The 22,324-nt window shown below is 51.5% G+C and carries 22 protein-coding genes; 10 read left to right on the plus strand and 12 right to left on the minus strand.

Annotated features, from left to right (window positions below; genetic code table 11):
• On the minus strand, positions 1 to 1,719 hold a 1,719-nt coding region (locus FDW95_RS07920), incomplete at its 3' end, for a ligand-gated channel protein (protein WP_249358968.1).
• Positions 1,720 to 1,994: 275 nt separating this feature from the next.
• Positions 1,995 to 2,831, minus strand: coding sequence for an S-formylglutathione hydrolase (gene fghA, locus FDW95_RS07925; protein ID WP_115258027.1), 837 nt, complete (start codon positions 2,829 to 2,831; stop codon positions 1,995 to 1,997).
• A gap of 322 nt (positions 2,832 to 3,153) precedes the next feature.
• Between fghA and folE the strand changes: the two genes are divergently transcribed.
• The 6 genes from folE to mglC all read left to right on the plus strand — a co-directional run bounded on the left by folE (position 3,154) and on the right by mglC (position 10,073).
• Positions 3,154 to 3,822 (plus strand): GTP cyclohydrolase I FolE, encoded by a 669-nt coding sequence (folE, locus tag FDW95_RS07930; RefSeq protein WP_096756482.1) that lies wholly within the window; start codon positions 3,154 to 3,156, stop codon positions 3,820 to 3,822.
• A gap of 13 nt (positions 3,823 to 3,835) precedes the next feature.
• Positions 3,836 to 4,993: a DUF418 domain-containing protein YeiB gene (gene yeiB / locus FDW95_RS07935; protein WP_115258029.1), complete on the plus strand. Its 1,158-nt coding sequence runs from the start codon at positions 3,836 to 3,838 to the stop codon at positions 4,991 to 4,993.
• A 144-nt stretch (positions 4,994 to 5,137) separates the two neighbouring features.
• A complete protein-coding gene (gene galS, locus FDW95_RS07940) occupies positions 5,138 to 6,160 on the plus strand; it encodes an HTH-type transcriptional regulator GalS (protein ID WP_096756484.1) in 1,023 nt (340 codons plus the stop codon).
• Between the two features lie 296 nt (positions 6,161 to 6,456).
• On the plus strand, positions 6,457 to 7,455 hold the full coding sequence (gene mglB, locus FDW95_RS07945; protein WP_096756485.1) for a galactose/glucose ABC transporter substrate-binding protein MglB: 999 nt from the start codon (positions 6,457 to 6,459) through the stop codon (positions 7,453 to 7,455).
• 71 nt (positions 7,456 to 7,526) lie between these two features.
• Positions 7,527 to 9,047 (plus strand): galactose/methyl galactoside ABC transporter ATP-binding protein MglA, encoded by a 1,521-nt coding sequence (gene mglA / locus FDW95_RS07950; protein WP_096756486.1) that lies wholly within the window; start codon positions 7,527 to 7,529, stop codon positions 9,045 to 9,047.
• Between the two features lie 15 nt (positions 9,048 to 9,062).
• Complete coding sequence (gene mglC / locus FDW95_RS07955) at positions 9,063 to 10,073, plus strand: galactose/methyl galactoside ABC transporter permease MglC (protein ID WP_115258030.1); 1,011 nt, start codon at positions 9,063 to 9,065, stop codon at positions 10,071 to 10,073.
• Positions 10,074 to 10,134: 61 nt separating this feature from the next.
• On the opposite strand, the gene preA is transcribed toward mglC, so the two are convergent.
• The 7 genes from preA to FDW95_RS07990 form a co-directional block, all read right to left on the minus strand.
• Positions 10,135 to 11,370 carry an NAD-dependent dihydropyrimidine dehydrogenase subunit PreA gene (gene preA / locus FDW95_RS07960; protein ID WP_115258031.1) on the minus strand — a complete coding sequence of 412 codons (1,236 nt, stop codon included), beginning with the start codon at positions 11,368 to 11,370 and terminating at the stop codon, positions 10,135 to 10,137.
• Complete coding sequence (locus FDW95_RS07965; RefSeq protein ID WP_115258032.1) at positions 11,364 to 12,605, minus strand: NAD(P)-dependent oxidoreductase; 1,242 nt, start codon at positions 12,603 to 12,605, stop codon at positions 11,364 to 11,366. The genes preA and FDW95_RS07965 overlap by 7 nt, the downstream gene beginning before the upstream one ends.
• Positions 12,606 to 12,838: 233 nt before the next feature.
• Positions 12,839 to 13,078 carry a DUF2542 family protein gene (locus tag FDW95_RS07970; protein WP_096756490.1) on the minus strand — a complete coding sequence of 80 codons (240 nt, stop codon included), beginning with the start codon at positions 13,076 to 13,078 and terminating at the stop codon, positions 12,839 to 12,841.
• A gap of 2 nt (positions 13,079 to 13,080) precedes the next feature.
• Positions 13,081 to 13,800 (minus strand): outer membrane permeability protein SanA, encoded by a 720-nt coding sequence (gene sanA, locus FDW95_RS07975; RefSeq protein WP_115258033.1) that lies wholly within the window; start codon positions 13,798 to 13,800, stop codon positions 13,081 to 13,083.
• A gap of 205 nt (positions 13,801 to 14,005) precedes the next feature.
• Positions 14,006 to 14,890 (minus strand): cytidine deaminase, encoded by an 885-nt coding sequence (cdd, locus tag FDW95_RS07980; RefSeq protein ID WP_137363465.1) that lies wholly within the window; start codon positions 14,888 to 14,890, stop codon positions 14,006 to 14,008.
• A gap of 147 nt (positions 14,891 to 15,037) precedes the next feature.
• Positions 15,038 to 15,733 carry a CidB/LrgB family autolysis modulator gene (locus tag FDW95_RS07985; RefSeq protein ID WP_096756493.1) on the minus strand — a complete coding sequence of 232 codons (696 nt, stop codon included), beginning with the start codon at positions 15,731 to 15,733 and terminating at the stop codon, positions 15,038 to 15,040.
• Entirely contained in the window at positions 15,730 to 16,128 is a 399-nt protein-coding gene (locus FDW95_RS07990; RefSeq protein ID WP_096756494.1) for a CidA/LrgA family protein, read from the minus strand. Before FDW95_RS07990 ends, FDW95_RS07985 begins: the two co-directional genes overlap by 4 nt.
• Before the next feature lie 214 nt (positions 16,129 to 16,342).
• Between FDW95_RS07990 and dusC the strand changes: the two genes are divergently transcribed.
• On the plus strand, positions 16,343 to 17,281 hold the full coding sequence (gene dusC, locus FDW95_RS07995; RefSeq protein ID WP_115258034.1) for a tRNA dihydrouridine(16) synthase DusC: 939 nt from the start codon (positions 16,343 to 16,345) through the stop codon (positions 17,279 to 17,281).
• 56 nt (positions 17,282 to 17,337) lie between these two features.
• Here the strand turns inward: dusC and yohP are convergent, their stop codons facing one another.
• Together yohP and FDW95_RS08005 are read right to left on the minus strand one after the other, a co-directional pair.
• Entirely contained in the window at positions 17,338 to 17,421 is an 84-nt protein-coding gene (yohP, locus tag FDW95_RS24150; RefSeq protein ID WP_000698460.1) for a small membrane protein YohP, read from the minus strand.
• A gap of 69 nt (positions 17,422 to 17,490) precedes the next feature.
• The gene (locus tag FDW95_RS08005) at positions 17,491 to 18,225 is read right to left on the minus strand and encodes a class I SAM-dependent methyltransferase (protein WP_115258035.1); all 735 of its coding nucleotides are present in this window, start codon (positions 18,223 to 18,225) and stop codon (positions 17,491 to 17,493) included.
• Positions 18,226 to 18,394: 169 nt separating this feature from the next.
• Here FDW95_RS08005 and mdtQ point away from each other — a divergent pair, with 169 nt between their 5' ends.
• Entirely contained in the window at positions 18,395 to 19,834 is a 1,440-nt protein-coding gene (gene mdtQ / locus FDW95_RS08010) for a multidrug resistance outer membrane protein MdtQ (protein WP_115258036.1), read from the plus strand.
• An 18-nt stretch (positions 19,835 to 19,852) separates the two neighbouring features.
• Here mdtQ and FDW95_RS08015 read toward each other — a convergent pair whose 3' ends face one another.
• Positions 19,853 to 20,431, minus strand: a complete 579-nt coding sequence (locus FDW95_RS08015) for a DedA family protein (protein ID WP_115258037.1) — start codon at positions 20,429 to 20,431, stop codon at positions 19,853 to 19,855.
• A gap of 163 nt (positions 20,432 to 20,594) precedes the next feature.
• On the opposite strand from FDW95_RS08015, the gene FDW95_RS08020 reads away from it, so the two are divergent.
• Together FDW95_RS08020 and pbpG are read left to right on the plus strand one after the other, a co-directional pair.
• A complete protein-coding gene (locus FDW95_RS08020; protein WP_115258038.1) occupies positions 20,595 to 21,182 on the plus strand; it encodes a Yip1 family protein in 588 nt (195 codons plus the stop codon).
• Positions 21,183 to 21,362: 180 nt separating this feature from the next.
• Positions 21,363 to 22,298, plus strand: a complete 936-nt coding sequence (pbpG, locus tag FDW95_RS08025) for a D-alanyl-D-alanine endopeptidase (protein WP_115258039.1) — start codon at positions 21,363 to 21,365, stop codon at positions 22,296 to 22,298.
• Positions 22,299 to 22,324 lie beyond the last annotated feature (26 nt).

The raw sequence follows: 22,324 nt of genomic DNA on the forward strand, positions 1-22,324 counted from the left end.
CGTGGTGTTAAACATATGCTTCGGCATTTTGTTTAACGGCTGACCGGAGAACTGACCGCTTTTCTGTTCAGATTCGGTGAACGTGTAGTTTGCCGTCCAGTTGAGATCGGAGGTGATTTTCCAGCCGAAGGTGGATTCTACGCCGCGCATATTGGCTTCATCGACGTTAACGCGATCGCTGACAAAATCATAGTGGGTTCCGCCGATGGTACAGGCCGGATCGGCGCTGCTGTTACAGCGGCGAACTTCGGTGATCTTGTCTTTGAAGTCGGTGTTGAACAGCGTCACGCCCGCGTTGAGGTCGTTGCCGTTATCCCACAGCAGGCCGATTTCTTCGCTCAGGCTCTTTTCCGGTTTCAGATCCGGGTTGCCCACAATGATGCCGTTCAGACGACCACCGCCAGTCACCTGTCCCCAGCTTGCTGACGACTGGCGCAGATCCGGCGCGCGGTAACCTGCAGACACGCCGCCTTTCAGGGTCCATTGATCGCTGAGATGCCATACGCCGTAGCCGCGTGGTGTCCAGTTATCACCGTAGTTTTCATCTTTATCCATACGCAGGCCGCCGGTCAGAGTGAAGGTATCGGTTACGGCCCATTCATCTTCAGCAAACAGCGCCCAACTCCAGCGGGTCAGCTTGTTCAGACCGTCTGCCGCTTCCAGCTGGTTACCGTTATCGCGCAGTTTTTCATAACGGTACTGCCCGCCTGCCGTCAGGGTATGTGCCCCGAGGAAAATCTGGTTCTGATTGTTAAAAATAGTGTTATAGGACTTCATCTGACGACCCGGGTTATCGGTCTCTTCCTGCTGAATATAGCTGGTGGTGTTGAAGTCGTCGTAGTAACCGCTGTGGGTTAATGAATAGGTCGTGTGCACATACTTGTTTTCGCTTTTGCTGTTTGGCTTACAGCTTCCGTTGCGACAGCTTTCTTCTGCTGTGGATTTACCTGGCGTACTGTCGCGATCCTGCAGTTCACGGGCGTAATCGAAGTCAATGTCGTTTTTATCATCCGGCGTAAGGTTCAGGGTTAATCCCCCATTACGCATACGCTGTTCGTTATAACCATTGACGATTTCATCTTCGGCACGGTGAGAGAATAACCCGGTGACTTTTGCGCCGAGTAATCCGTCAATCAGCGGCCCGGACGCATAGGCGTTAGTCTGGTAAATATCGCCGGAGTCACGGTCTTCCTGGAAGGTGGCGTCACCATGTAGAGAACCACTCCAGCCTTTGGTATTCGATACCTTTTTGGTGATCACGTTAATCACCCCGCCCATTGCATCGGAGCCGTACAGCGATGACATGGGGCCACGGATCACTTCGATGCGTTCAATGGATTCCAGCGGCGGCAGCCAGCCTTGTTCAATGCCGGAGTTATCGCTGTTCGGTCGCGTGCCGCGTGTGCTGATCCGCTTACCGTTGACCAGGAAGAGCGTGTACTGCGAGGCCATCCCGCGGATGCTGATATCACTGCTGCTACCGCCACCCGTGACGACGACGCCAGGCACGTCTTTGAGCGCATCGGTGACATCGCGGTAGGCTTTATCCTCAATTTGCTGCTTGGTGATCACAGAAATAGAGGCGGGGGCATCCTGAATCTTTTGCTCGAAACCGGTCGCGGTGACCACTACGGTATCCTGGTCAGCGGCATAGACGAGTGATGGGAGGCTGGCGACGCATACTGCGGCAGCAACGGCCTTAACGTGAGGTATAGTCATTTGTATCATTCCATTTAAATGAATCTAACTGCGTGTCATGTGAAAGGCCATGACAATTGTATGCATTTGTCTTTTAAGGACTCTTTTCAGTAAAGAAACGGAGGGATTGTACAAAAGTATGAATTTTTGTAAACACAAATGATAATAGAAATCATTTGTGTTTGATGTGGTATTATGGGAAGTGTTTATAAAATCAAAGAGATAGCTGTTAAATAAAAATGGAGAAAAAGTGAAGGAATGATGGAGAAACAAAGAGGGCTTGCGCCCTCGGGGGGTTACTTCAGCAGATACTGCGCGTGGAAGCGCAGGTGATCTTCAATGAACGACGCAATAAAGTAATAGCTGTGATCAAAGCCTGGCTGGATACGTAACGTCATCGGCCACGCGGTCTGACGGGCTACCTCCGCCAGTACGGCGGGCTGGAGCTGATCGGCAAGGAACTGATCGCTATCACCCTGATCGATAAGCGTTGGAATTGCCTCTTCCGGTTTACTGGCTAACATTAACGCGCAGCTGTCCCATTCGGCCCAGGTCGATTTATCCTCGCCCAGATAGGCGCTAAACGCCTTCACGCCCCACGGCACGCGACAGGGGTTAACAATCGGTGCAAAGGCGGAAACGCTGGTGTATCTGCCGGGATTTTTCAGCGCCATAATCAGTGCGCCGTGACCGCCCATCGAGTGTCCGCTGATGGCGCAGCGCTCGCTGACGTTAAAATGCGCTTGAATAAGCTGCGGCAGCTCATCCCGCAAATAATCATACATGCGGAAATGCGTGGCCCAGGGAGCCTGGGTAGCATTGAGATAAAAGCCGGCGCCCTGGCCTAAATCGTACCCGTCATCGTTCGCAACGTGTTCACCGCGTGGGCTGGTATCCGGCATCACCAGTACGATACCCAACTCAGCTGCAATGCGCTGCGCACCCGCTTTGGTGGTAAAGTTTTCATCATTACAGGTCAGGCCCGACAGCCAGTACAGTACCGGAGGCGGCGTATTTTCGCGCGGTGGTGGGAGAAAAATGCTGAAGGTCATGGTGCAATTTAAGGTGGCGGAATCATGACGCCAGCGTTGCTGCCAGCCTTCAAAACAGCGGTGCTCTTCGAGCATTTCCATGCACGGCTCCTTGTTGTGTTGAATCTGAATATGTTTGCGAATTCACCATAATACAGATAATTCATGATGCCGTGAGTAACTTTCACTTCCGCAATGGGCAAACATACATCATCATCTATATAACCTCGCGTTAACACTCCGTATCGACCCGATCGAGCGGTGCATGAAAGCCACACGCTGAAAGGCGGTGCCAATTTCAATAATTATCGCGGTGAATACTGGATTATGTGCGCAGCCTCACGCACAATGTTCTGGCTGTGACACAGCCTAAAAACTTTGCCCCACGCAGGGCAGAGGCGCCACACCTGCAGGAGAAGAATAAATGTCATCACTCAGTAAAGAAGCGGCCCTGGTTCATGAAGCGCTGGTTGCGCGTGGTCTCGAAACACCGCTGCGCCCGCCCGTGCAAGAGATGGATAACGAAACGCGCAAACGTCTTATCTCCGGCCATATGACCGAGATTATGCAATTGCTCAATCTCGATTTGAGCGATGACAGCCTGATGGAAACGCCGCATCGCATCGCAAAAATGTATGTCGATGAGATTTTTTCCGGTCTCGATTACGCCAATTTTCCCAAAATCACCGTCATTGAAAACAAAATGAAGGTTGATGAAATGGTCACCGTTCGTGATATCACGCTGACCAGCACCTGCGAACATCACTTTGTCACTATCGATGGCAAAGCGACGGTGGCGTATATCCCGAAAGAATCCGTGATTGGTTTGTCGAAGATTAACCGTATAGTGCAATTCTTTGCCCAGCGTCCGCAGGTGCAGGAGCGTCTGACCCAACAAATCCTGACTGCACTGCAAACCCTGCTGGGAACCAATAATGTGGCGGTGTCGATTGATGCGGTGCATTACTGTGTGAAAGCGCGCGGTATTCGCGATGCGACCAGCGCCACTACGACCACCTCACTGGGCGGATTATTTAAATCCAGCCAGAATACGCGTCAGGAATTCCTGCGCGCTGTACGTCACCACAACTGACAAGGGCAGGACCATGGAGCGTAATGTCACGCTGGATTTTATTCGTGGCGTTGCCATCCTCGGGATCCTGCTTCTCAATATCAGCGCCTTTGGTTTGCCAAAGGCGGCATATCTCAACCCGGCCTGGTCTGGCAGCATTACTTTATCGGATGCCTGGACCTGGGCGGTGCTCGATCTCTTCGCGCAGGTGAAATTCCTCACGCTGTTCGCTCTGCTCTTCGGCGCGGGCCTGCAAATGCTGCTGCCACGCGGAAAACGCTGGATTCAGTCGCGACTCACGCTGCTGGTCTTACTGGGGTTTATTCACGGCTTACTATTCTGGGATGGCGATATCCTGCTGGCGTATGGCTTAATCGGCCTGATCGGCTGGCGGCTGATTCGTGATGCCCCATCGGTAAAAAGCCTGTTTAACACCGGTGCTCTGCTGTATCTGGTGGGGATCGGCGTACTGCTGCTGCTGGGTTCGATTTCTGGGGGGGAAACCAGTCGCGCCTGGACACCGGATGCCTCCGCGTTGCTGTATGAAAAGTACTGGAAGATTAATGGCGGCATGGAAGCGGTGAGTAACCGCGTGGATATGCTGTCAAACAGCCTGCTGGCGCTGGGGGCGCAGTACGGTTGGCAACTGGCGGGGATGATGCTGTTGGGTGCCGCATTAATGCGCAATGGCTGGCTGAAAGGGCAGTACAGTTTGTCGCATTATCGACGTTCAGGCATGCTGTTGGTGGTGACCGGTATGGCAATCAATCTGCCTGCGATTATGCTGCAGTGGCATCTCGACTGGGCGTACCGCTGGTGTGCTTTCCTGCTACAAGCCCCGCGTGAACTGAGCGCGCCGTTTCAGACCATCGGCTACGCTGCATTGTTGTTTGGTTTCTGGCCGCAACTGAATCGCGTTAAGATTGTTATCGCTATTGCCTGCGTAGGACGCATGGCACTGACTAATTATCTGCTGCAGACGCTTATCTGCACCACGGTGTTTTATCAGTTCGGTTTGTTTATGCAATTCGACCGGCTGACGCTGCTGTTTTTCGTTATTCCCGTCTGGGCTGTTAACCTGCTTTTCTCCGTCATTTGGCTGCATTTTTACCGGCAGGGCCCGGTGGAGTGGCTATGGCGTCAATTAACCCTGCGTGCTTCAGGGACATCATTGCCGCGAACATCCAGATAACGATCTGGATCACATTCATTAACAAAATGGATGTAACCGTTTTCATTCCTGTGACATGACTCACGCAGTCCTGTACCTTGTGCTGACAAAATACACAGCCTGGGGTGTCCGTGGGCAACCGCAATCTTAAACAGGGCAGTGAATATGGTAACCATACGTGATGTGGCACGGCAGTCTGGCGTTTCTGTAGCGACGGTTTCCCGCGTACTGAATAACAGTGCGTTGGTGAGTCCTGACACCCGTGAAGCGGTAATGAAGGCTGTGACACAGTTAGGCTATCGACCCAATGCCAATGCGCAAGCGCTGGCGACGCAGGTGAGCGACACCATTGGGGTCGTGGTGATGGATGTATCAGATTCGTTTTTTGGTGCATTGGTGAAAGCCGTGGATCTGGTGGCTCAGCAGCACCAGAAATATGTGCTGATTGGCAACAGTTATCATGAAGCTGAAAAGGAACGTCATGCCATCGAAGTCCTGATCCGCCAACGTTGTAATGCCTTGATTGTCCACTCAAAAGCGCTGAGCGATCGCGAGCTAGGCGAGTTTATGGAACACATCCCGGGCATGGTGCTCATCAATCGCATTGTGCCGGGTTACGCCCATCGCTGTGTCTGCCTGGACAATATCAGCGGAGCTAAAATGGCCACCCGCATGCTGCTCAATAACGGTCATCAACGTATTGGCTACCTGGCGTCAAGCCACCGAATTGAAGATGATGCGATGCGCAAAGAGGGCTGGATGAGCGCGTTGCAGGAACACGGTATTACGCCGGCGGAAAGCTGGGTAGGTACCGGTTCACCGGATATGCCGGGGGGCGAATCAGCCATGGTGGAGTTGTTGGGGCGCAATTTGCAGCTGACGGCGGTTTTTGCCTACAACGACAACATGGCTGCCGGAGCGCTGACGGCGTTAAAAGACAACGGCATCGCCATTCCATTACACCTGTCTATCATTGGTTTCGATGATATCCCGATTGCCCGTTACACTGACCCTCAACTGACCACCGTGCGCTACCCCATTGCGTCAATGGCGAAAATGGCGACAGAGCTTGCGCTACAAGGGGCGGCGGGTACGCTGGATCCGGCGGCAACGCACTGTTTTATGCCGACACTGGTGCGACGTCATTCTGTGGCGTTGCGACAGAATGCGGCACCGATCACTAACTGATAATGTCACCTGATGTAACCGCTTTCAATCTGTGAGTAAATTCACAGTATCTTAACAATGCGATAGCTATGATGACACTGTTTGTTGCGCTGTAACTACTATGTAACGGTGAATAATCACTTTCATCGAGGTGTGGGCGTCTTAAACAACAATTAAAGCCTGTTTTTGGAGCGTTGCCAGACACGGAAGAAATATTTTTAAAAGTGAGCTTCGGCGTTCAGTAACAGTTTAGTAACGTTCTGTCCCGCCGAGCATTTATCTCAAGTACTACCCTGCATAATAAAACCGGAGATACCATGAATAAGAAGGTGTTGACCCTGTCTGCTGTAATGGCAAGCATGTTATTCGGTGCGGCTGCGCACGCTGCTGATACCCGTATTGGTGTGACGATTTATAAGTATGACGATAACTTTATGTCTGTGGTACGTAAAGCAATCGAAAAAGATGCCAAAACGGCGCCAGATGTACAGCTGCTGATGAATGACTCCCAGAACGATCAGTCTAAACAAAACGATCAGATTGATGTGTTGCTGGCAAAAGGCGTGAAAGCTCTGGCGATCAACCTAGTTGACCCGGCAGCAGCGGGCACGGTCATTGAGAAAGCACGCGGTCAGAACGTTCCTATCGTGTTCTTCAACAAAGAGCCTTCTCGTAAAGCGCTGGACAGCTATGACAAAGCCTTCTACGTCGGTACTGACTCCAAAGAATCCGGCATCATTCAGGGCGATTTGATTGCTAAGCACTGGGCGGCAAACCCGAACTGGGACCTGAACAAAGACGGTAAAATTCAGTTTGTTCTGCTGAAAGGCGAGCCGGGACACCCGGATGCTGAAGCACGTACCACCTACGTGATTAAAGAGCTGAACGACAAGGGCATTAAAACTGAGCAGTTGCAGTTAGATACCGCTATGTGGGATACCGCTCAGGCGAAAGATAAAGTTGATGCGTGGATGTCCGGTCCAAATGCTAACAAAATTGAAGTCGTTATCGCGAACAACGACGCTATGGCAATGGGTGCGATAGAAGCGCTGAAAGCACACAACAAAACCAGCGTACCGGTATTTGGCGTGGATGCATTGCCAGAAGCACTGGCACTGGTTAAATCTGGCGCAATGGCCGGTACCGTGCTGAACGATGCTAACAACCAGGCGAAAGCGACTTTCGATCTGGCGAAAAACCTGGCAGCCGGCAAAGGCGCAGCGGATGGCACGACCTGGAAAATCGAGAATAAAATCGTTCGTATTCCTTACGTCGGCGTCGATAAAGATAATCTGGCAGAGTTCACTAACAAATAAATACTCCGTCTGTGGGCGCAATTTGGTTGCGCCCTTAATAACACGCTTTGCAAGGCCAACAAGGTATAATTATGGTCAGCACTAATACTCAGTCGTCAGGCGAATACTTGTTGGAAATGAGCGGCATCAACAAGTCCTTTCCGGGCGTTAAGGCTCTTGATAATGTTAATTTAAAAGTCCGCCCACATTCTATTCATGCCTTGATGGGCGAGAATGGTGCTGGAAAGTCGACATTATTAAAATGTCTTTTTGGGATCTATCAAAAAGATTCCGGCAGTATTTTATTTCAGGGTAAAGAAATCGATTTTCATTCTGCTAAAGAAGCGCTTGAAAACGGTATTTCAATGGTACACCAGGAATTAAACCTGGTTTTACAACGTTCTGTGATGGACAACATGTGGCTGGGGCGTTATCCCACCAAAGGGATGTTTGTCGACCAGGATAAAATGTACCGTGATACCAAAGCGATATTTGATGAGCTGGATATTGATATCGATCCGCGTGCGCGTGTCGGTACGTTATCGGTTTCACAAATGCAGATGATAGAAATTGCCAAAGCATTTTCGTATGACGCCAAAATCGTCATCATGGATGAACCGACCTCATCGTTAACCGAAAAAGAGGTTAATCATCTGTTCACCATCATCCGTAAGCTGAAAGAACGTGGCTGCGGTATCGTATATATTTCTCACAAGATGGAAGAAATCTTCCAGTTGTGCGATGAAATCACCGTCCTGCGTGATGGCCAGTGGATTGCCACCCAGCCGCTTGAAGGGCTGGATATGGATAAGATCATCGCCATGATGGTGGGACGTTCGCTGAACCAACGTTTCCCGGACAAAGAGAACACGCCTGGTGAAGTGATTCTTGAAGTACGCAATCTGACGTCGTTACGTCAACCGTCAATTCGTGATATCTCTTTTGATCTGCATAAAGGGGAAATCCTCGGTATTGCCGGTTTAGTCGGCGCAAAACGCACGGATATCGTTGAAACCCTTTTTGGTATTCGTGAAAAATCATCGGGTACGATTACGCTCCACGGCAAAAAAATTAATAACCACAGCGCCAATGAAGCCATTAACCATGGTTTTGCGCTGGTCACGGAAGAGCGCCGTTCAACCGGTATTTATGCCTATCTGGATATTGGATTTAACTCGTTAATCTCCAATATTCAGAACTATAAAAATAAAGTGGGTCTGTTGGATAATTCCCGCATGAAGAGCGATACCCAATGGGTTATTGACTCAATGAGGGTAAAAACACCTGGCCATCGTACGCAAATTGGTTCCCTGTCCGGTGGTAACCAGCAAAAGGTGGTTATTGGTCGTTGGTTGTTAACGCAGCCAGAGATACTGATGCTGGATGAACCCACGCGAGGAATCGACGTTGGTGCAAAATTTGAAATTTATCAGTTAATTGCAGAACTGGCGAAAAAGGAGAAGGGGATTATTATCATCTCCTCTGAAATGCCGGAACTGCTGGGTATTACCGATCGTATTCTGGTTATGAGCAATGGTCTCGTGGCTGGAATTGTTGACACGAAAACAACAACGCAAAACGAAATCCTCCGTCTTGCGTCTTTGCACCTTTAAGATTAGGGGCTCCTCATGAGTGCGTTAAATAAGAAAAGTTTTCTTACTTACCTGAAAGAAGGCGGAATTTACGTTGTTCTTTTAGTTCTGCTGGCCATTATTATTTTCCAGGACCCCACATTCTTAAGTTTACTGAACTTGAGTAACATTCTGACCCAATCCTCGGTGCGTATTATTATCGCGCTGGGCGTAGCCGGACTGATTGTTACCCAGGGTACTGACCTGTCAGCCGGGCGTCAGGTTGGCCTGGCGGCGGTGGTTGCCGCAACGTTGCTGCAATCTATGGAGAACGCCAACAAGGTGTTCCCGGAAATGGCCACCATGCCGATCATCGTGGTGGTACTGATTGTTTGTGCCATCGGCGCCATTATCGGCCTGGTGAACGGTATCATCATTGCTTACCTGAACGTGACGCCGTTTATCACTACCCTTGGTACGATGATCATCGTGTACGGGATCAACTCACTGTATTACGATTTCGTTGGGGCATCGCCTATTTCTGGCTTTGACAGCGGGTTCTCCACCTTTGCGCAGGGCTTTATTGCGCTGGGCAGTTTCCGACTCTCCTACATCACCTTCTATGCGCTGATTGCGGTGGCCTTTGTTTGGGTACTGTGGAATAAGACCCGCTTCGGTAAAAACATTTTTGCCATTGGCGGTAACCCGGAAGCGGCGAAAGTGTCGGGTGTTAACGTTGCGCTGAACCTGCTGATTATCTATGCGCTGTCCGGGGTGTTCTATGCCTTCGGTGGTTTGCTGGAAGCAGGGCGTATCGGCTCGGCAACCAACAACCTCGGCTTTATGTATGAGCTTGATGCCATTGCGGCCTGTGTCGTGGGCGGCGTGTCGTTCAGTGGCGGGGTCGGTACCGTTTTTGGTGTAGTGACCGGTGTGATAATCTTCACCGTCATCAACTATGGCCTGACCTACATCGGCGTGAACCCTTACTGGCAGTACATCATTAAAGGCGGCATTATTATCTTCGCCGTGGCGCTGGACTCACTGAAATACGCGCGTAAGAAGTAACGATAGACAACAAAAAGCCCGGGGCAGAGAAATGACTGCACCGGGCTTTTTGTTACTTGTGTTACAGCGTTACCGCATGTGCTTTCTCACCTGTTTTGAATTTGACCTCGCCTAAATCGATGCAGGCGACCGGACAAACGTGACCACACAGCAAGCAGCCGACGCATTTTTCCGTGTCGCAGTGCGGTGTACGGGTCTGCTCATCCCACTCCATCGCCTGATGTCCTCCGTCATAGCAGGAGATATAGCAGCGTCCGCAGCCGACGCATTTTTCGAGGTTGATATGGGGGTAGACGATGTAACTACGGTCAAGATCTTCAGCCGGAATAATATTGGCATTGGCAAGACCGACCATCTCTTCCAGTGAGTTAACCCCCTGATCGGCAAGATAGTGCGACAGTCCGCTGGTCATATCTTCCACAATACGGTAGCCGTACTGCATGATCCCGGTGGTGACCTGCAGCGTGGCTGCGCCTAACAGCAAGAATTCGGCGGCATCTTCCCAGGTTTCAATACCGCCAATGCCGCTAATTGGGAAATCATGCAGTTCTGGGTGTGAACGTAGTTGTTGGATAAAACGCAGTGCGATGGGCTTTACCGCCTTACCGGAATAGCCAGAAATACTGGATTTCCCGTTGACCACCGGCATGCCGATCTTCCGCTTCAGGTCGATATTGGTGATGGATTTTACGGTGTTAATGGTCGCGATACCGTCAGCGCCTCCGTGTTTAGCCGCCAGAGCGACTTCGCACATATCACCGATATTTGGCGTCATTTTGGCTAACATCGGCAGGGAGGAACCGCGTTTAACTGCCCGACAGTATTTCTCAACCAACTCCGGGCTTTGCCCGACATCGCTGCCCATCGCATGTGAAGTCATCTGCGGACACGAGAAGTTGCACTCAATCATATCCGCACCGGCTTCTTCAACCAGTCGTGCCAGCTCCTGCCATTGCTGCTCATTTTCGCCCATGATTGACGCAATCAGCACCTTATCAGGGTAATGTTGTTTCAGTTTACGAATGGCGGCCAGGTTCTCTTCCAGCGGATGTTCGGCAATCTGCTCCATATTCTTGAAGCCAATAAAGCCGGTATCTTCTTTTGTCAGATGGTCAAATCGTGGGGAGACTTCGTTGGCAATAAAAAAACCAATTGTTTTAAACACAATGCCGCCCCAGCCGGTGTCATAGGCTTTGGCGCACATCTCAAAGCAGTTGCCTACCGGAGAAGAAGAGAGGCAAAACGGGTTGGGGAATTTTACGCCGCAAAAGGTAATAGAAAGATCTTTCGTTAACATGAGCAAGCCCCCTCTAAATAGTGATGAATTGCCTGAGCGGCTTCTTTACCGGTTTTCACGGCAGACACCACGGTTTTATCTCCTTTGACAATATCGCCAGCGGCGAAAATAACCGGATCGGCGGTTTGATAATTATGGGTTTCAATAAGATTACGTTGCGCTGTTAACGCGTGAAATGCATCCAACTGCGCGTGTTGGCCGACGGCGAGAATAATATGCTCGGCTTCAAGAGAGAGTTCCCCTGGCAGACGCACGTGTTTAAAGGTGACTTTATTTCCGGCAACCGCTACCGGCGTAAAACCGTCGATGATCGACACGCCTAATGCCTGCGTGCTGGTAAACTCTTTGTCACTGGCGGGAAATTCAGCTAATTCTTCACGAGCGACACAGGTAACTGACGGGCAGCCGAGAAGTTTCAGCGTGCTGGCGACATCCATGGCGACATCGCCCCCGCCGATAATTAACGCACTCTGCGGTAAGGTGATATCACCTTGCGCCTGTCGCGCGCGTTGCAAGAAATCGACGGCGATCTCAACGTTATCCGCCTCGTCAAACAATGGCAGGGTGGAACCATAAGACATCCCAACAGTCACCAGCACGGCGCGATTTTCAGCTTTGAGTTGTTCGACGGCGATCGTGTTGCCGACTTCGCAATCGCACTTGATGGTGACGCCCATTTCAACGATACGGGCAATCTCAAGATCCAACACGGATTGAGGCAGGCGAAACTCAGGAATGCCAAAGCGTAGCCAGCCACCCGGCTGAGCCTGCTTTTCGTAGATCGTTACGTCATAACCCAGGTTACTCAACGTCACGCTGGCCTGCAACCCAGCTGGTCCTGCGCCGATAATGGCGACTTTGCCTCGTGTTTTGGTTGCCGGTTGATAAATTTTCATCGCCGTCTGCTGTTCAAAATCGGTAATAAAACGTTGCAGGCGTGCAATATCGATCGGTTTATCTATTCCTGAGCGCGTACATCCACGCTGGCATAATTTTTCGGTGGGGCATACCCGGGCACAAATGGCGCCGAGCGCATTATTTTCGCGAATAGTTTCGGCTGCACCCTTAAAATTGCGAAAATAGATGGAGCGGATAAATTTCCCTGGGTCAGTTTGTGCCGGACAATCCTGACTACAGGGGGCATCGTGACATAATAAACAACGCGAGGCCTCTTTTATTGCTAATAAGGGGGTGAAAGCGGGCGTTAGTTCATCCAAATAATTTTGTTGTGGCATCTTTTCTTCCTTAATGCTTGAGTAAATTAAGGCGAACTGTTAATAACAAAATATAAAAATAAAAAAGCCTTTCTTAAGGCTAAGCATTGCAGGAAGAGTATTCTGTGAAAGGTTTCACAAATAAACGATGGTGTGAGGGAAATGCCGATAAGCAGCATTAATCCCTTATGTTAAAATAGGAATTATTATCATAATATTAGCTATTCTCAAGCGCTAATATTAATAACTGGATTTTATCGATAAAAGATTAAATAAATCACCATGCCAAAAGATAAACATCCGCATCCGGCGTAAACAAGAACGTATGACCAGAATTGCAGCGGTTCTTGATGACGATAGGCATAAACGGGTTCACGGGCGTTCTTCTTTATTTTATCCACCGCACCTGTACGCCAGCCCTTCCAGGCTTCACGAAAACAAAATACAGGGATTAACAGAAAGGCTAAAACGACGAAGAGGGTTTGCACATCCATGCTTATTTTCCTTGTTTCTTTTGTAATTCTAACAATTGTTCAGGCGTGACCGCCGGGTAGCCCTGCGCATCATCCGGAACCTGGTGCAGGGCCGGGATGGGCACCAGCGGACCTAAAAAACGCGGCTCACGTTTAAAAAGATAGAGATCGGCCAGGGCGCCAAAACGTGCGCCAAATTCGCGTACGCGTACGGTCAGCATATCTTTTGGTGACGGTACCGCGTAGCACTGGGCTTGAATGCCCATATGCAGCGCAATAAACAACGCGCGCTCGCAGTGGAATCGCTGAGTGATAATGATGAAATCGTTGGTATCAAATACTTTGCGGGTGCGCACAATGGAGTCAAGTGTACGGAAACCGGCGTAATCAAGCACGATGTCGGCAGGATCGACGCCAGCGGCAATCAGATCTTTACGCATCGTCATCGGTTCGTTGTAGTTTTGCTGGGCATTGTCGCCGCTGAGCAGCAGATAATTCACCTTACCGCTGTTATACGCGTTTAATGCGCCCTGAATGCGGTAGCGGTAATACTGGTTAATCACGCCGGTGCGATAGTATTTCGCGGTGCCTAATACCACGCCGACCTGACGGTAGGGTAAATCCTGCAATTCGTCGTAGATATAGGGTGCCGTCTTCCAGCTCATCCATCGGTCGAGGCCAAGCGCCGTCAACAGCAGTAAGCCTATCAGGACTAACAAGCTGTAAAACACGCGCTTTAACATGTAGATAACTCGGCAATGGGATGGAATGTTAATCAGGCTACTGTACTCGACGGCGTAGCGCAAGAAACAGCAGTCTGATTGAGGGGATTTTCAGCAATACTGTTTAGAGCATGTAGGTCAGATAAGACGCTAACGCGTTGCCATCAGGCTATGGCGATAATGCCTGATGGCGGCGTTGGCTTATCCGGGCAACATGACGACCTTTTTACGCTAGCAAAACGCGCTCGATGTGGTTGCAGCCCAGAGCTTTCAGGGTAGCGGCAGTGGCATCCCACTGGATCAACGGCGCATCGGCTTTTTCTGCCAGTACGGCGCGTTGAATATCCGGATAATCGTAGCCGTTCAGATTCAACAGGTTTAATGCACCCTGCAGCGGAGGCAGAGTGGGGTTAAAGGCGGCGTTTTCAGCGTAGCTACCGCTGAAGATTTGACCGTCTTTGCATTCCAGTGCCACACCGCTTGGGGCGTTGCTGTACGGCATATGGCAGCGGTTGGCTGCGGCGATCGCCGCCTGCGTCAGCGCGTCACCTTGCAGCGCAAAGCCGTGATCCTGCTCATCCATCAGCAATGTTTTGATGTCGAGATCTTTCGGACCAAAAGCATCCGGCAGGTAGTCACGCAGCGCGTGCGGCTCACGACCCGGCAAATGAATGCGTAAATCCAGCCCGCTGTTCAGCTCGTTCATAAACTGACGGCAGTGGCCGCAGGGTGTGTAGTTGACGGTAATGGCGGCAAGTCCCTTTTCTCCGCGCAGCCAGGCGTGACTGATGGCGCTTTGCTCGGCATGAACGGTTTGCTGCATCGTCGCGCCGAGGAATTCCATATTGCTACCAAAATACCAGTTGCCACTGACGCCGCGCGCAATGGCACCAACGTTAAAATGGGACAGATCGGTACGTGCGCAGGCGGCAGCCAGCGGCAGCAGAGCGAATGCCAGCGCGTCTTCGTCCAGTCCCGATTCGCGTTTCAGCAAAGAGACCTGCTCCGCAGTCAACATGGCGGGGAAATGGACATCCGCCAGAAGGGGGGCCAGGGCTGATTGCACGTTACCCGCGAGTTGGGCGAAAGCAGTTTGAAAACGTGGATGCATGGCGATGCCTCATAACAATGTAATGGAATCGTAGTTTACGGGCCTGTTACGGCTTTATATGTGATCCAAATCTCACTGTGTATGCAACTCATGAAACTTAAATGAAAAATGTGCAACGCATCGCAAATAAATGAACTAAAAATGGCGCTAACCGACTACAGCCAGAATCACCGGGAACAGAAAGGGGGCCACCAGCGAGGTGATGATCCCGCAAATAACCAGTGCCAGGGAACTGAACGCACCTTCCTGGTAATCAAGCTCCGCGCAGCGTGCCGTACCCAGGGCGTGTGACGCGGTCCCCATTGCCAGTCCACGCGCTGCCTTGGTGCGAATGCGCATCGCATTTAACAGTGTGTGGCCAAACACGGCACCCAGGATCCCGACAAAGATGACGCAGACGGCGCTGATAGCAGGAATACCGCCGATGCTACCCCCCACCGCCATGGCGATCGGCGTGGTGACCGATTTAGGCATTATAGATGCGGCAATTTCTGGCGATGCCCCCATCAGTAACGCAATAGTGGTCCCGGTGACCATCGCCACAATGCTACCGGCAAAGCAGATGGCAATAATGGATTTCCAGCGGGCGCGGATTTGGTGCAGCTGTTCATACAGCGGGTATGCCAACGCGACCACGGCAGGTTGCAGTAAATCGTTCAGCACTTCGCTACCTTTGAAATAGTGATCGTAGGGAATGCCGGTCAGGATCAGAAAAGGAATAATCACCACCATGGCAACCAGCAGCGGGTTCAGCAGCGGCATTTTGATCCGCATTGCCAACTTACGTGCGCCAAAAAATACCGCCAGCGTGAGGGGTAACGACCACCAGATATACGCCATCATTCTTTTGACCCTTTTTGTCCAACGATTTTGCGTTCACCGTGCACAAGGTGTGAGCTCCAACTCACCACCAGGAAAACGACCAGCGTACTGATGGTGCAGGACACTACGACCGGTCCAAACTGCGCGCGCAGCAAGTCAAAGTACTGCATGATCCCGACGCCAATCGGGACAAACAGCAGCGCCATGTAACGAATCAGGACGTAGCAACCGGGGTTAACCCATTTCGCTGGCAGTATCTGTAATGCCAGCAGAACAAACAGAATCAGCATGCCAATAATGCTACCCGGGATGGTGATAGGCAGCAGTGAGGCAAGAAAAATACCCGCATACAGGCAGGCATAAATCAGGATAAACGCGCGTAAATATTGCCAGATAATGTTCAGTGACTTGCTCATAGTAGAAACCCTTGACGAGACCTATTCATCATACAATTAAACTTAAAAACGTGCTACCGATCACATCATGAATTCTAAGCATAGTGGAAATAGATAACTGGAACATCAGGCAATAGCCCCAATCGACAGGGCGATGCCTGTGTGCTGCTGACAGTGCTTTGATCTCTTGTACGGAGACGCTACCATAGCGCCTCTCTTTTTTGCAGGTAACAATATGCGTGTTTTACTGGCGCCGATGGAAGGCGTGCTCGACTCACTGGTGCGCGAGCTGCTGACTGAAGTTAATGATTATGATCTGTGCATCACCGAATTTGTGCGCGTGGTGGATCAGCTCCTGCCAGCAAAAGTATTTCATCGGATCTGCCCGGAGCTGCATAACAACAGCCGTACCCCATCCGGCACGCAGGTGCGCATCCAACTGCTGGGGCAGCATCCACAATGGCTGGCAGAGAACGCGGCCCGCGCGGTTGAGTTGGGGTCGTACGGTGTCGATCTGAACTGTGGCTGCCCGTCAAAACTGGTTAACGGCAGCGGTGGCGGCGCAACGCTATTGAAAGATCCTGAACTTATCTATCAGGGCGCGAAGGCGATGCGCGAGGCGGTGCCGGGTCATTTGCCGGTAACGGTGAAAGTGCGCCTGGGCTGGGACAGCAGCGACCGGCAGTTTGAAATCGCCGATGCCGTTCAGCAGGCGGGTGCCAGCGAACTGGCGGTTCATGGCCGCACCAAAGAGCAAGGGTATAAAGCGGAGCATATCAACTGGCAGGCTATCGGTGAGATCCGCCAGCGTCTTACGATTCCGGTTATCGCTAACGGTGAAATCTGGGACTGGCAGAGCGCGCAAAATTGTATGGCGGTCACCGGATGTGATGCGGTGATGATCGGACGCGGGGCGCTAAATATCCCGAACCTGAGTCGGGTGGTGAAATATAACGAACCGCGGATGCCGTGGCCCGACGTGGTGACATTACTGAAAAAATATACCCGTCTGGAAAAACAGGGTGATACCGGGCTATATCATGTGGCGCGTATTAAGCAGTGGCTGGGATATTTACGCAAAGAATATGCCGAAGCGACGACGCTGTTTCAGGAGATTCGCGCTCTCAATAATTCACCGGATATCGCGCGGGCGATTCAGGCCATTGAGATTTAACCGGTCATTATATTACTGGCCGGAGACGGCGTTTACGCCGCCATCCGGCATTGATGTCAGAAAATCATCTTAAACACGCCAGTCACCACCAACAGTCCAATCAGAAAAATAATTAAAATAGCCCACAGCAGAATTTTCATTAGCCTTCCCTTTTTGGTAAGTTCAAATTTAGTATAGGAAACTATTGAAAACTCTGCCTGCAGGCACAGTTATGCCGGCTTACGTGCGCTGAGCAGAAACACCATCGGGCGCTCTTTCTCTTCATCCAGCGCGGGGTTGGCGGCAATCTGTTCAGCAGACGGTCCCCACTCATCAATACAGACAATCTCAAACCCGGCGCCAATCAGCGCGTTGATCCAGGTTGCCAGCTTGCGGTGTTGTTTTTTTACCCCTTCAGCAAACCAGTTGCTGATGCGTTCACCTTCCTGTTGATAGTGATTCACCGGCCAGGAGAGTTGCCCGGTTTTGTCTTTTATCCAACCCTGGGTGAGGGGCGCAGTATAAATCGGATGTTCTGCCGAAAAGACCAACATTCCGCCTGGTGTTAACGCCTGGTAAATGGTTACCAATAATCGCTCTATATCCTGCAAATAATGCAAGGCGAGCGAGCTATAAACCAGCTCAAAGGAATCCGCGGCCAACGTCAGCGCGTCAAGATCTTCGCGCTGGTACGAAATACCCTCTCCGGTGGTCATGTTGCGAGCCTGGGTTAACATTTTCTCTGAAATATCTAAGCCCACGACGCTTGCCGCGTGGTTATCGCGTGCGTAGCGGCAAAACCAGCCGTATCCGCAGCCTAGATCGAGAATGCGCTGACCTTGTAACGGAGGGAGCATGGCCTGTAATGCTGGCCATTCGGGCGCGCCGTCGAGTCCTTTTACGGAGCGGTCCAGCGTGGCATATCCGGCAAAGAAGTGCGGATCATCATAGATATTTTGTGACATCGTGCCTCCATTCATAAATTATTAGAATTATTTTATCCGTATTATTAAACGGGAATATATTTTTCTAATTATATATTTTGATGTCCAAAGATGTATTGCCACGCGTAACTAAAAAAGCATCTGCGACAAGTCGTACTCTTTGCACATCATTTCTTACCAGTATATCCCCATGAATCGTAATTCTGTGCTTCTTGCAGCGGCATGCTTGCCGCTTTTTATTCTGCTGCCCGGTTGTGCCCCAATGCACGATACCCGCCAGTCGCTCTCACAGCAGACGCCCGCTGAAAATGTGGATTCTGCGTTACCCGCGGCATTAAAAAATGGTTGGCCGGATAGCCAATGGTGGAAGGCATATCACGATCCCCAGTTGAATGCGTTGATTGACAGTACATTAAAGAATTCGCCTGATATGCAGGTGGCAGAGCAGCGTATCCAACTGGCAGAGGCGCAGGCGAAGGCCGTTGAGGCGCAGGATGGTCCGCAGATTGATTTCTCGGCAGACGTCGAGCGCCAGAAAATGTCGGCAGAAGGCTTGATGGGACCGTTTGCCCTCACCGACCCGGCGGCGGGCACCACCGGGCCGTGGTACACCAATGGCACCATGGGATTAACCGCTGGCTGGAACCTGGATCTGTGGGGTAAGAATCGGGCGGAGGTAACAGCACGCATTGGTGCAGTCAAAGCGCGTGAAGCTGAGCGCGAGCAAACCCGACAGCTTTTGGCGAGCGGTGTCTCCCGCTTATACTGGGAATGGCAGACGCAGGCGGCGCTGAAGACCGTGCTGACGCAAATCGAAACCGAGCAGCAAAATGTGATTACCGTCGATCGCGAGCTGTACCAAAACGGGTTGACCTCCTCGGTAGAAGGCGTTGAAACCGATATTGATTCCGGTAAAACGGAGCAGCAACTCAACGACGTCAACGGGAAAATGAAGGTCATCGAGGCGCGGTTGAGCGCGCTGACCAACACGCAGTCCACCTCGCTGAAGCTGCATGCCACCACGATGCCGGTCGTCGAAAGCCATTTGCCGTCCCAGTTAGGTTATTCCTTGCTGGCCCGCCGACCGGACCTGCAGGCGGCTCACTGGTACATTGAATCTTCTCTGAGCAGTATTGATGCGGCAAAAGCGGCATTTTATCCCGACGTTAACCTGATGGCCTTCCTGCAGCAGGATGCTTTACATCTGAGCGATCTGTTCCGCCATTCTGCCCAACAAATGGGGGTCACCGCCGGATTAACGCTCCCGATCTTCGACAGCGGCAGGTTGAATGCGAATCTCGACATCACCAAAGCGCAAAGTAACCTGACCGTGGCCAATTACAATAAAGCGGTGGTTGATGCGGTGAATGATGTCGCGCGTGCGGCAACGCAGGTGGATACGCTGGCGCAGAAGAATCAGCATCAGCTGCAGATCGAACATGACGCGCAGCGGGTAGTGGGGCTTGCGCAGGCGCGGTTCAACGCCGGGATTATCGCCGGCTCCCGCGTCAGTGAGGCAAAAATTCCGGCACTGCGTGAACAGTGTAACGGCCTGATACTACAAGGTCAGTGGCTGGATGCGTCTATTCAGCTCACCAGCGCCCTGGGTGGCGGATACCACGCATCCTGAGAGTCTGGCCCGGCAGATTCAGGCTGTCGGGTCGGTTTTTTGTTTATTGCGCCGTTTCATCCACCAGCGGACCGCCACCACCAGCCCAACAACCAGAATCAGCCATACCCCATGCTTGATATGCTGGTCGAGGCTGTGCAGCCACGGCGCGACCACTTCTCCACCCACATAACCAAGGGTAGTAAACAGCAATGCCCAGACCAGTGCGCCGAGAATATTCAGCGGTAAAAAGATTTTCGGCGGCAGGTGACTGGCACCAATCAGCAAGGGGCCAATGACCCGAAAGCCATACATAAAACGTGTCCCGACCACGAACAGGTATGGGCGCCGCTGGATCATTTTCTGTGCATACTGAATTTTTGCCCGATGACGCGAGAAGCGACGGAGAATGTTGCCGCCGTAACGACGACCAAGCAGATACAGCAACTGATCGCCAATCATTCCCCCCAGCGCGACAGAGACAACAACCAGCGGAAATTTGAGTAATCCCTGATGCGCTGCCACGCCGCCCAACAGGGTAATGGTTTCGCCTTCGGCCAGGCTGCCAATGATGAGCGCCGCATAGCCGTACTGGGCAATAAGATTGTTTATATCCATACGTCTGTATGACCTCCACAACCATTAGCATACACCTGATGAATTGTTGATGCCGGAAAAGCCGTCACCCAGCGCATCGGTATTTTTACCGTGTACATAAAATAATCAAAAGCTGAATTATACTTGAAGTGTTGAGGTCTGGAGCTGACAAGAAGGGGGCGGTATGAACCATGTCTGGGGGCTATTTTCCCATCCCGATCGTGAAATGCACGTGATCAACAGCGAAAACGAAAGTGTTTCGCATCACTATACCCACCATGTTCTGCTGATGGCGGCCATCCCGGTCATTTGCGCATTTATTGGCACCACGCAAATTGGCTGGAGTTTTGGCGACGGCAACGTATTGCAGTTATCCCTGTTGACCGGATTTGCGATGGCAATTCTGTTTTACGGTGTGATGCTGGCCGGCGTGGCCGTGATGGGCAGGTTTATCTGGTGGATGGCACGTAACTATCCGCAGCGTCCGTCGCTGGCACATTGCATGGTCTTTGCCGGCTATATCGCCACACCGCTGTTTTTAAGTGGGTTGGTGGCGCTGTATCCGCTGGTCTGGCTGTGTGCCTTAGTCGGAACAATCGCGCTGTTTTACACCGGTTATTTGCTGTATCTCGGCATCCCGACATTCCTGAATATCAGCAGAGAGGAAGGACTCAACTTTTCCAGCTCAACGCTGGCAATTGGCGTCCTGGTGCTCGAAGTTCTGCTGGCGATTACGGTTATCCTGTGGGGGTACGGATACCGATTGTTCTAAGCTAACAACCTGTCTACCCTGCGTTGCTGGTGTAAAAGCCAGCAACGCAGCATTTCGAGATGATTCTCCGGTGGCGGCAATGCTGCCGGGTGGTTATGATGCCTGCGCTAGCTTGAGATTATTCTCTATCTCGGGCGGTGTGCGTTGTGACGTGCGTGAACCATTATCAGAAATCTCATCATGCTTAAATTTCGAGTTTCATTATTAAGCCTTGCCCTGGTGCTGGCAGTTCCTTTTGCACCCCAAGCCGTGGCGAAAACGGCGGCTACCGCAGCGGCCTCTCAACCCGAGATTGCGTCTGGTAGTGCGATGATTGTTGATTTGAATACCAATAAGGTCATCTATTCGAACCATCCGGACCTTGTGCGTCCGATTGCGTCGATCACCAAATTAATGACGGCGATGGTGGTGCTGGATGCACGACTGCCGCTGAACGAAAAGCTGAAAGTAGACATCAGCCAGACGCCAGAAATGAAAGGCATCTATTCTCGTGTACGGCTGAACAGTGAAATCAGCCGCAAAGACATGCTGCTGCTGGCGCTGATGTCATCGGAAAACCGTGCGGCGGCAAGCCTGGCGCATCATTATCCTGGCGGTTATAACGCGTTTATCAAAGCGATGAATGCCAAAGCGAAATCACTGGGGATGACTAAGACCCGCTTTGTGGAACCGACAGGGTTATCCATTCATAACGTGTCGACCGCCCGTGACCTCACTAAATTACTGATTGCCAGCAAACAGTATCCGCTGATTGGTCAGTTAAGTACCACGCGTGAAGACATGGCCACCTTTGCCAACCCGGCCTATACGCTGCCGTTCCGCAACACCAACCATCTGGTGTATCGCGATAACTGGAATATCCAGCTCACCAAAACCGGCTTTACCAACGCGGCGGGTCACTGTCTGGTGATGCGCACGGTCATCAACAACAAACCGGTGGCGCTGGTGGTGATGGATGCGTTTGGTAAATACACCCATTTTGCCGATGCCAGCCGTTTACGTACCTGGATAGAAACGGGCAAGGTGATGCCGGTTCCGGCGGCGGCACTGAGCTATAAAAAGCAAAAAGCCGCACAGATGGCGGCGACGGGTGAACAAACTGCGCAGAACGATTAAACCGTAGGCCGGGCAAGCGAAGCGCC

The sequence above is a fragment of the Citrobacter sp. wls718 genome, assembly GCF_005280945.1.
GTDB classification, from domain to species: Bacteria; Pseudomonadota; Gammaproteobacteria; order Enterobacterales; family Enterobacteriaceae; genus Citrobacter; species Citrobacter gillenii.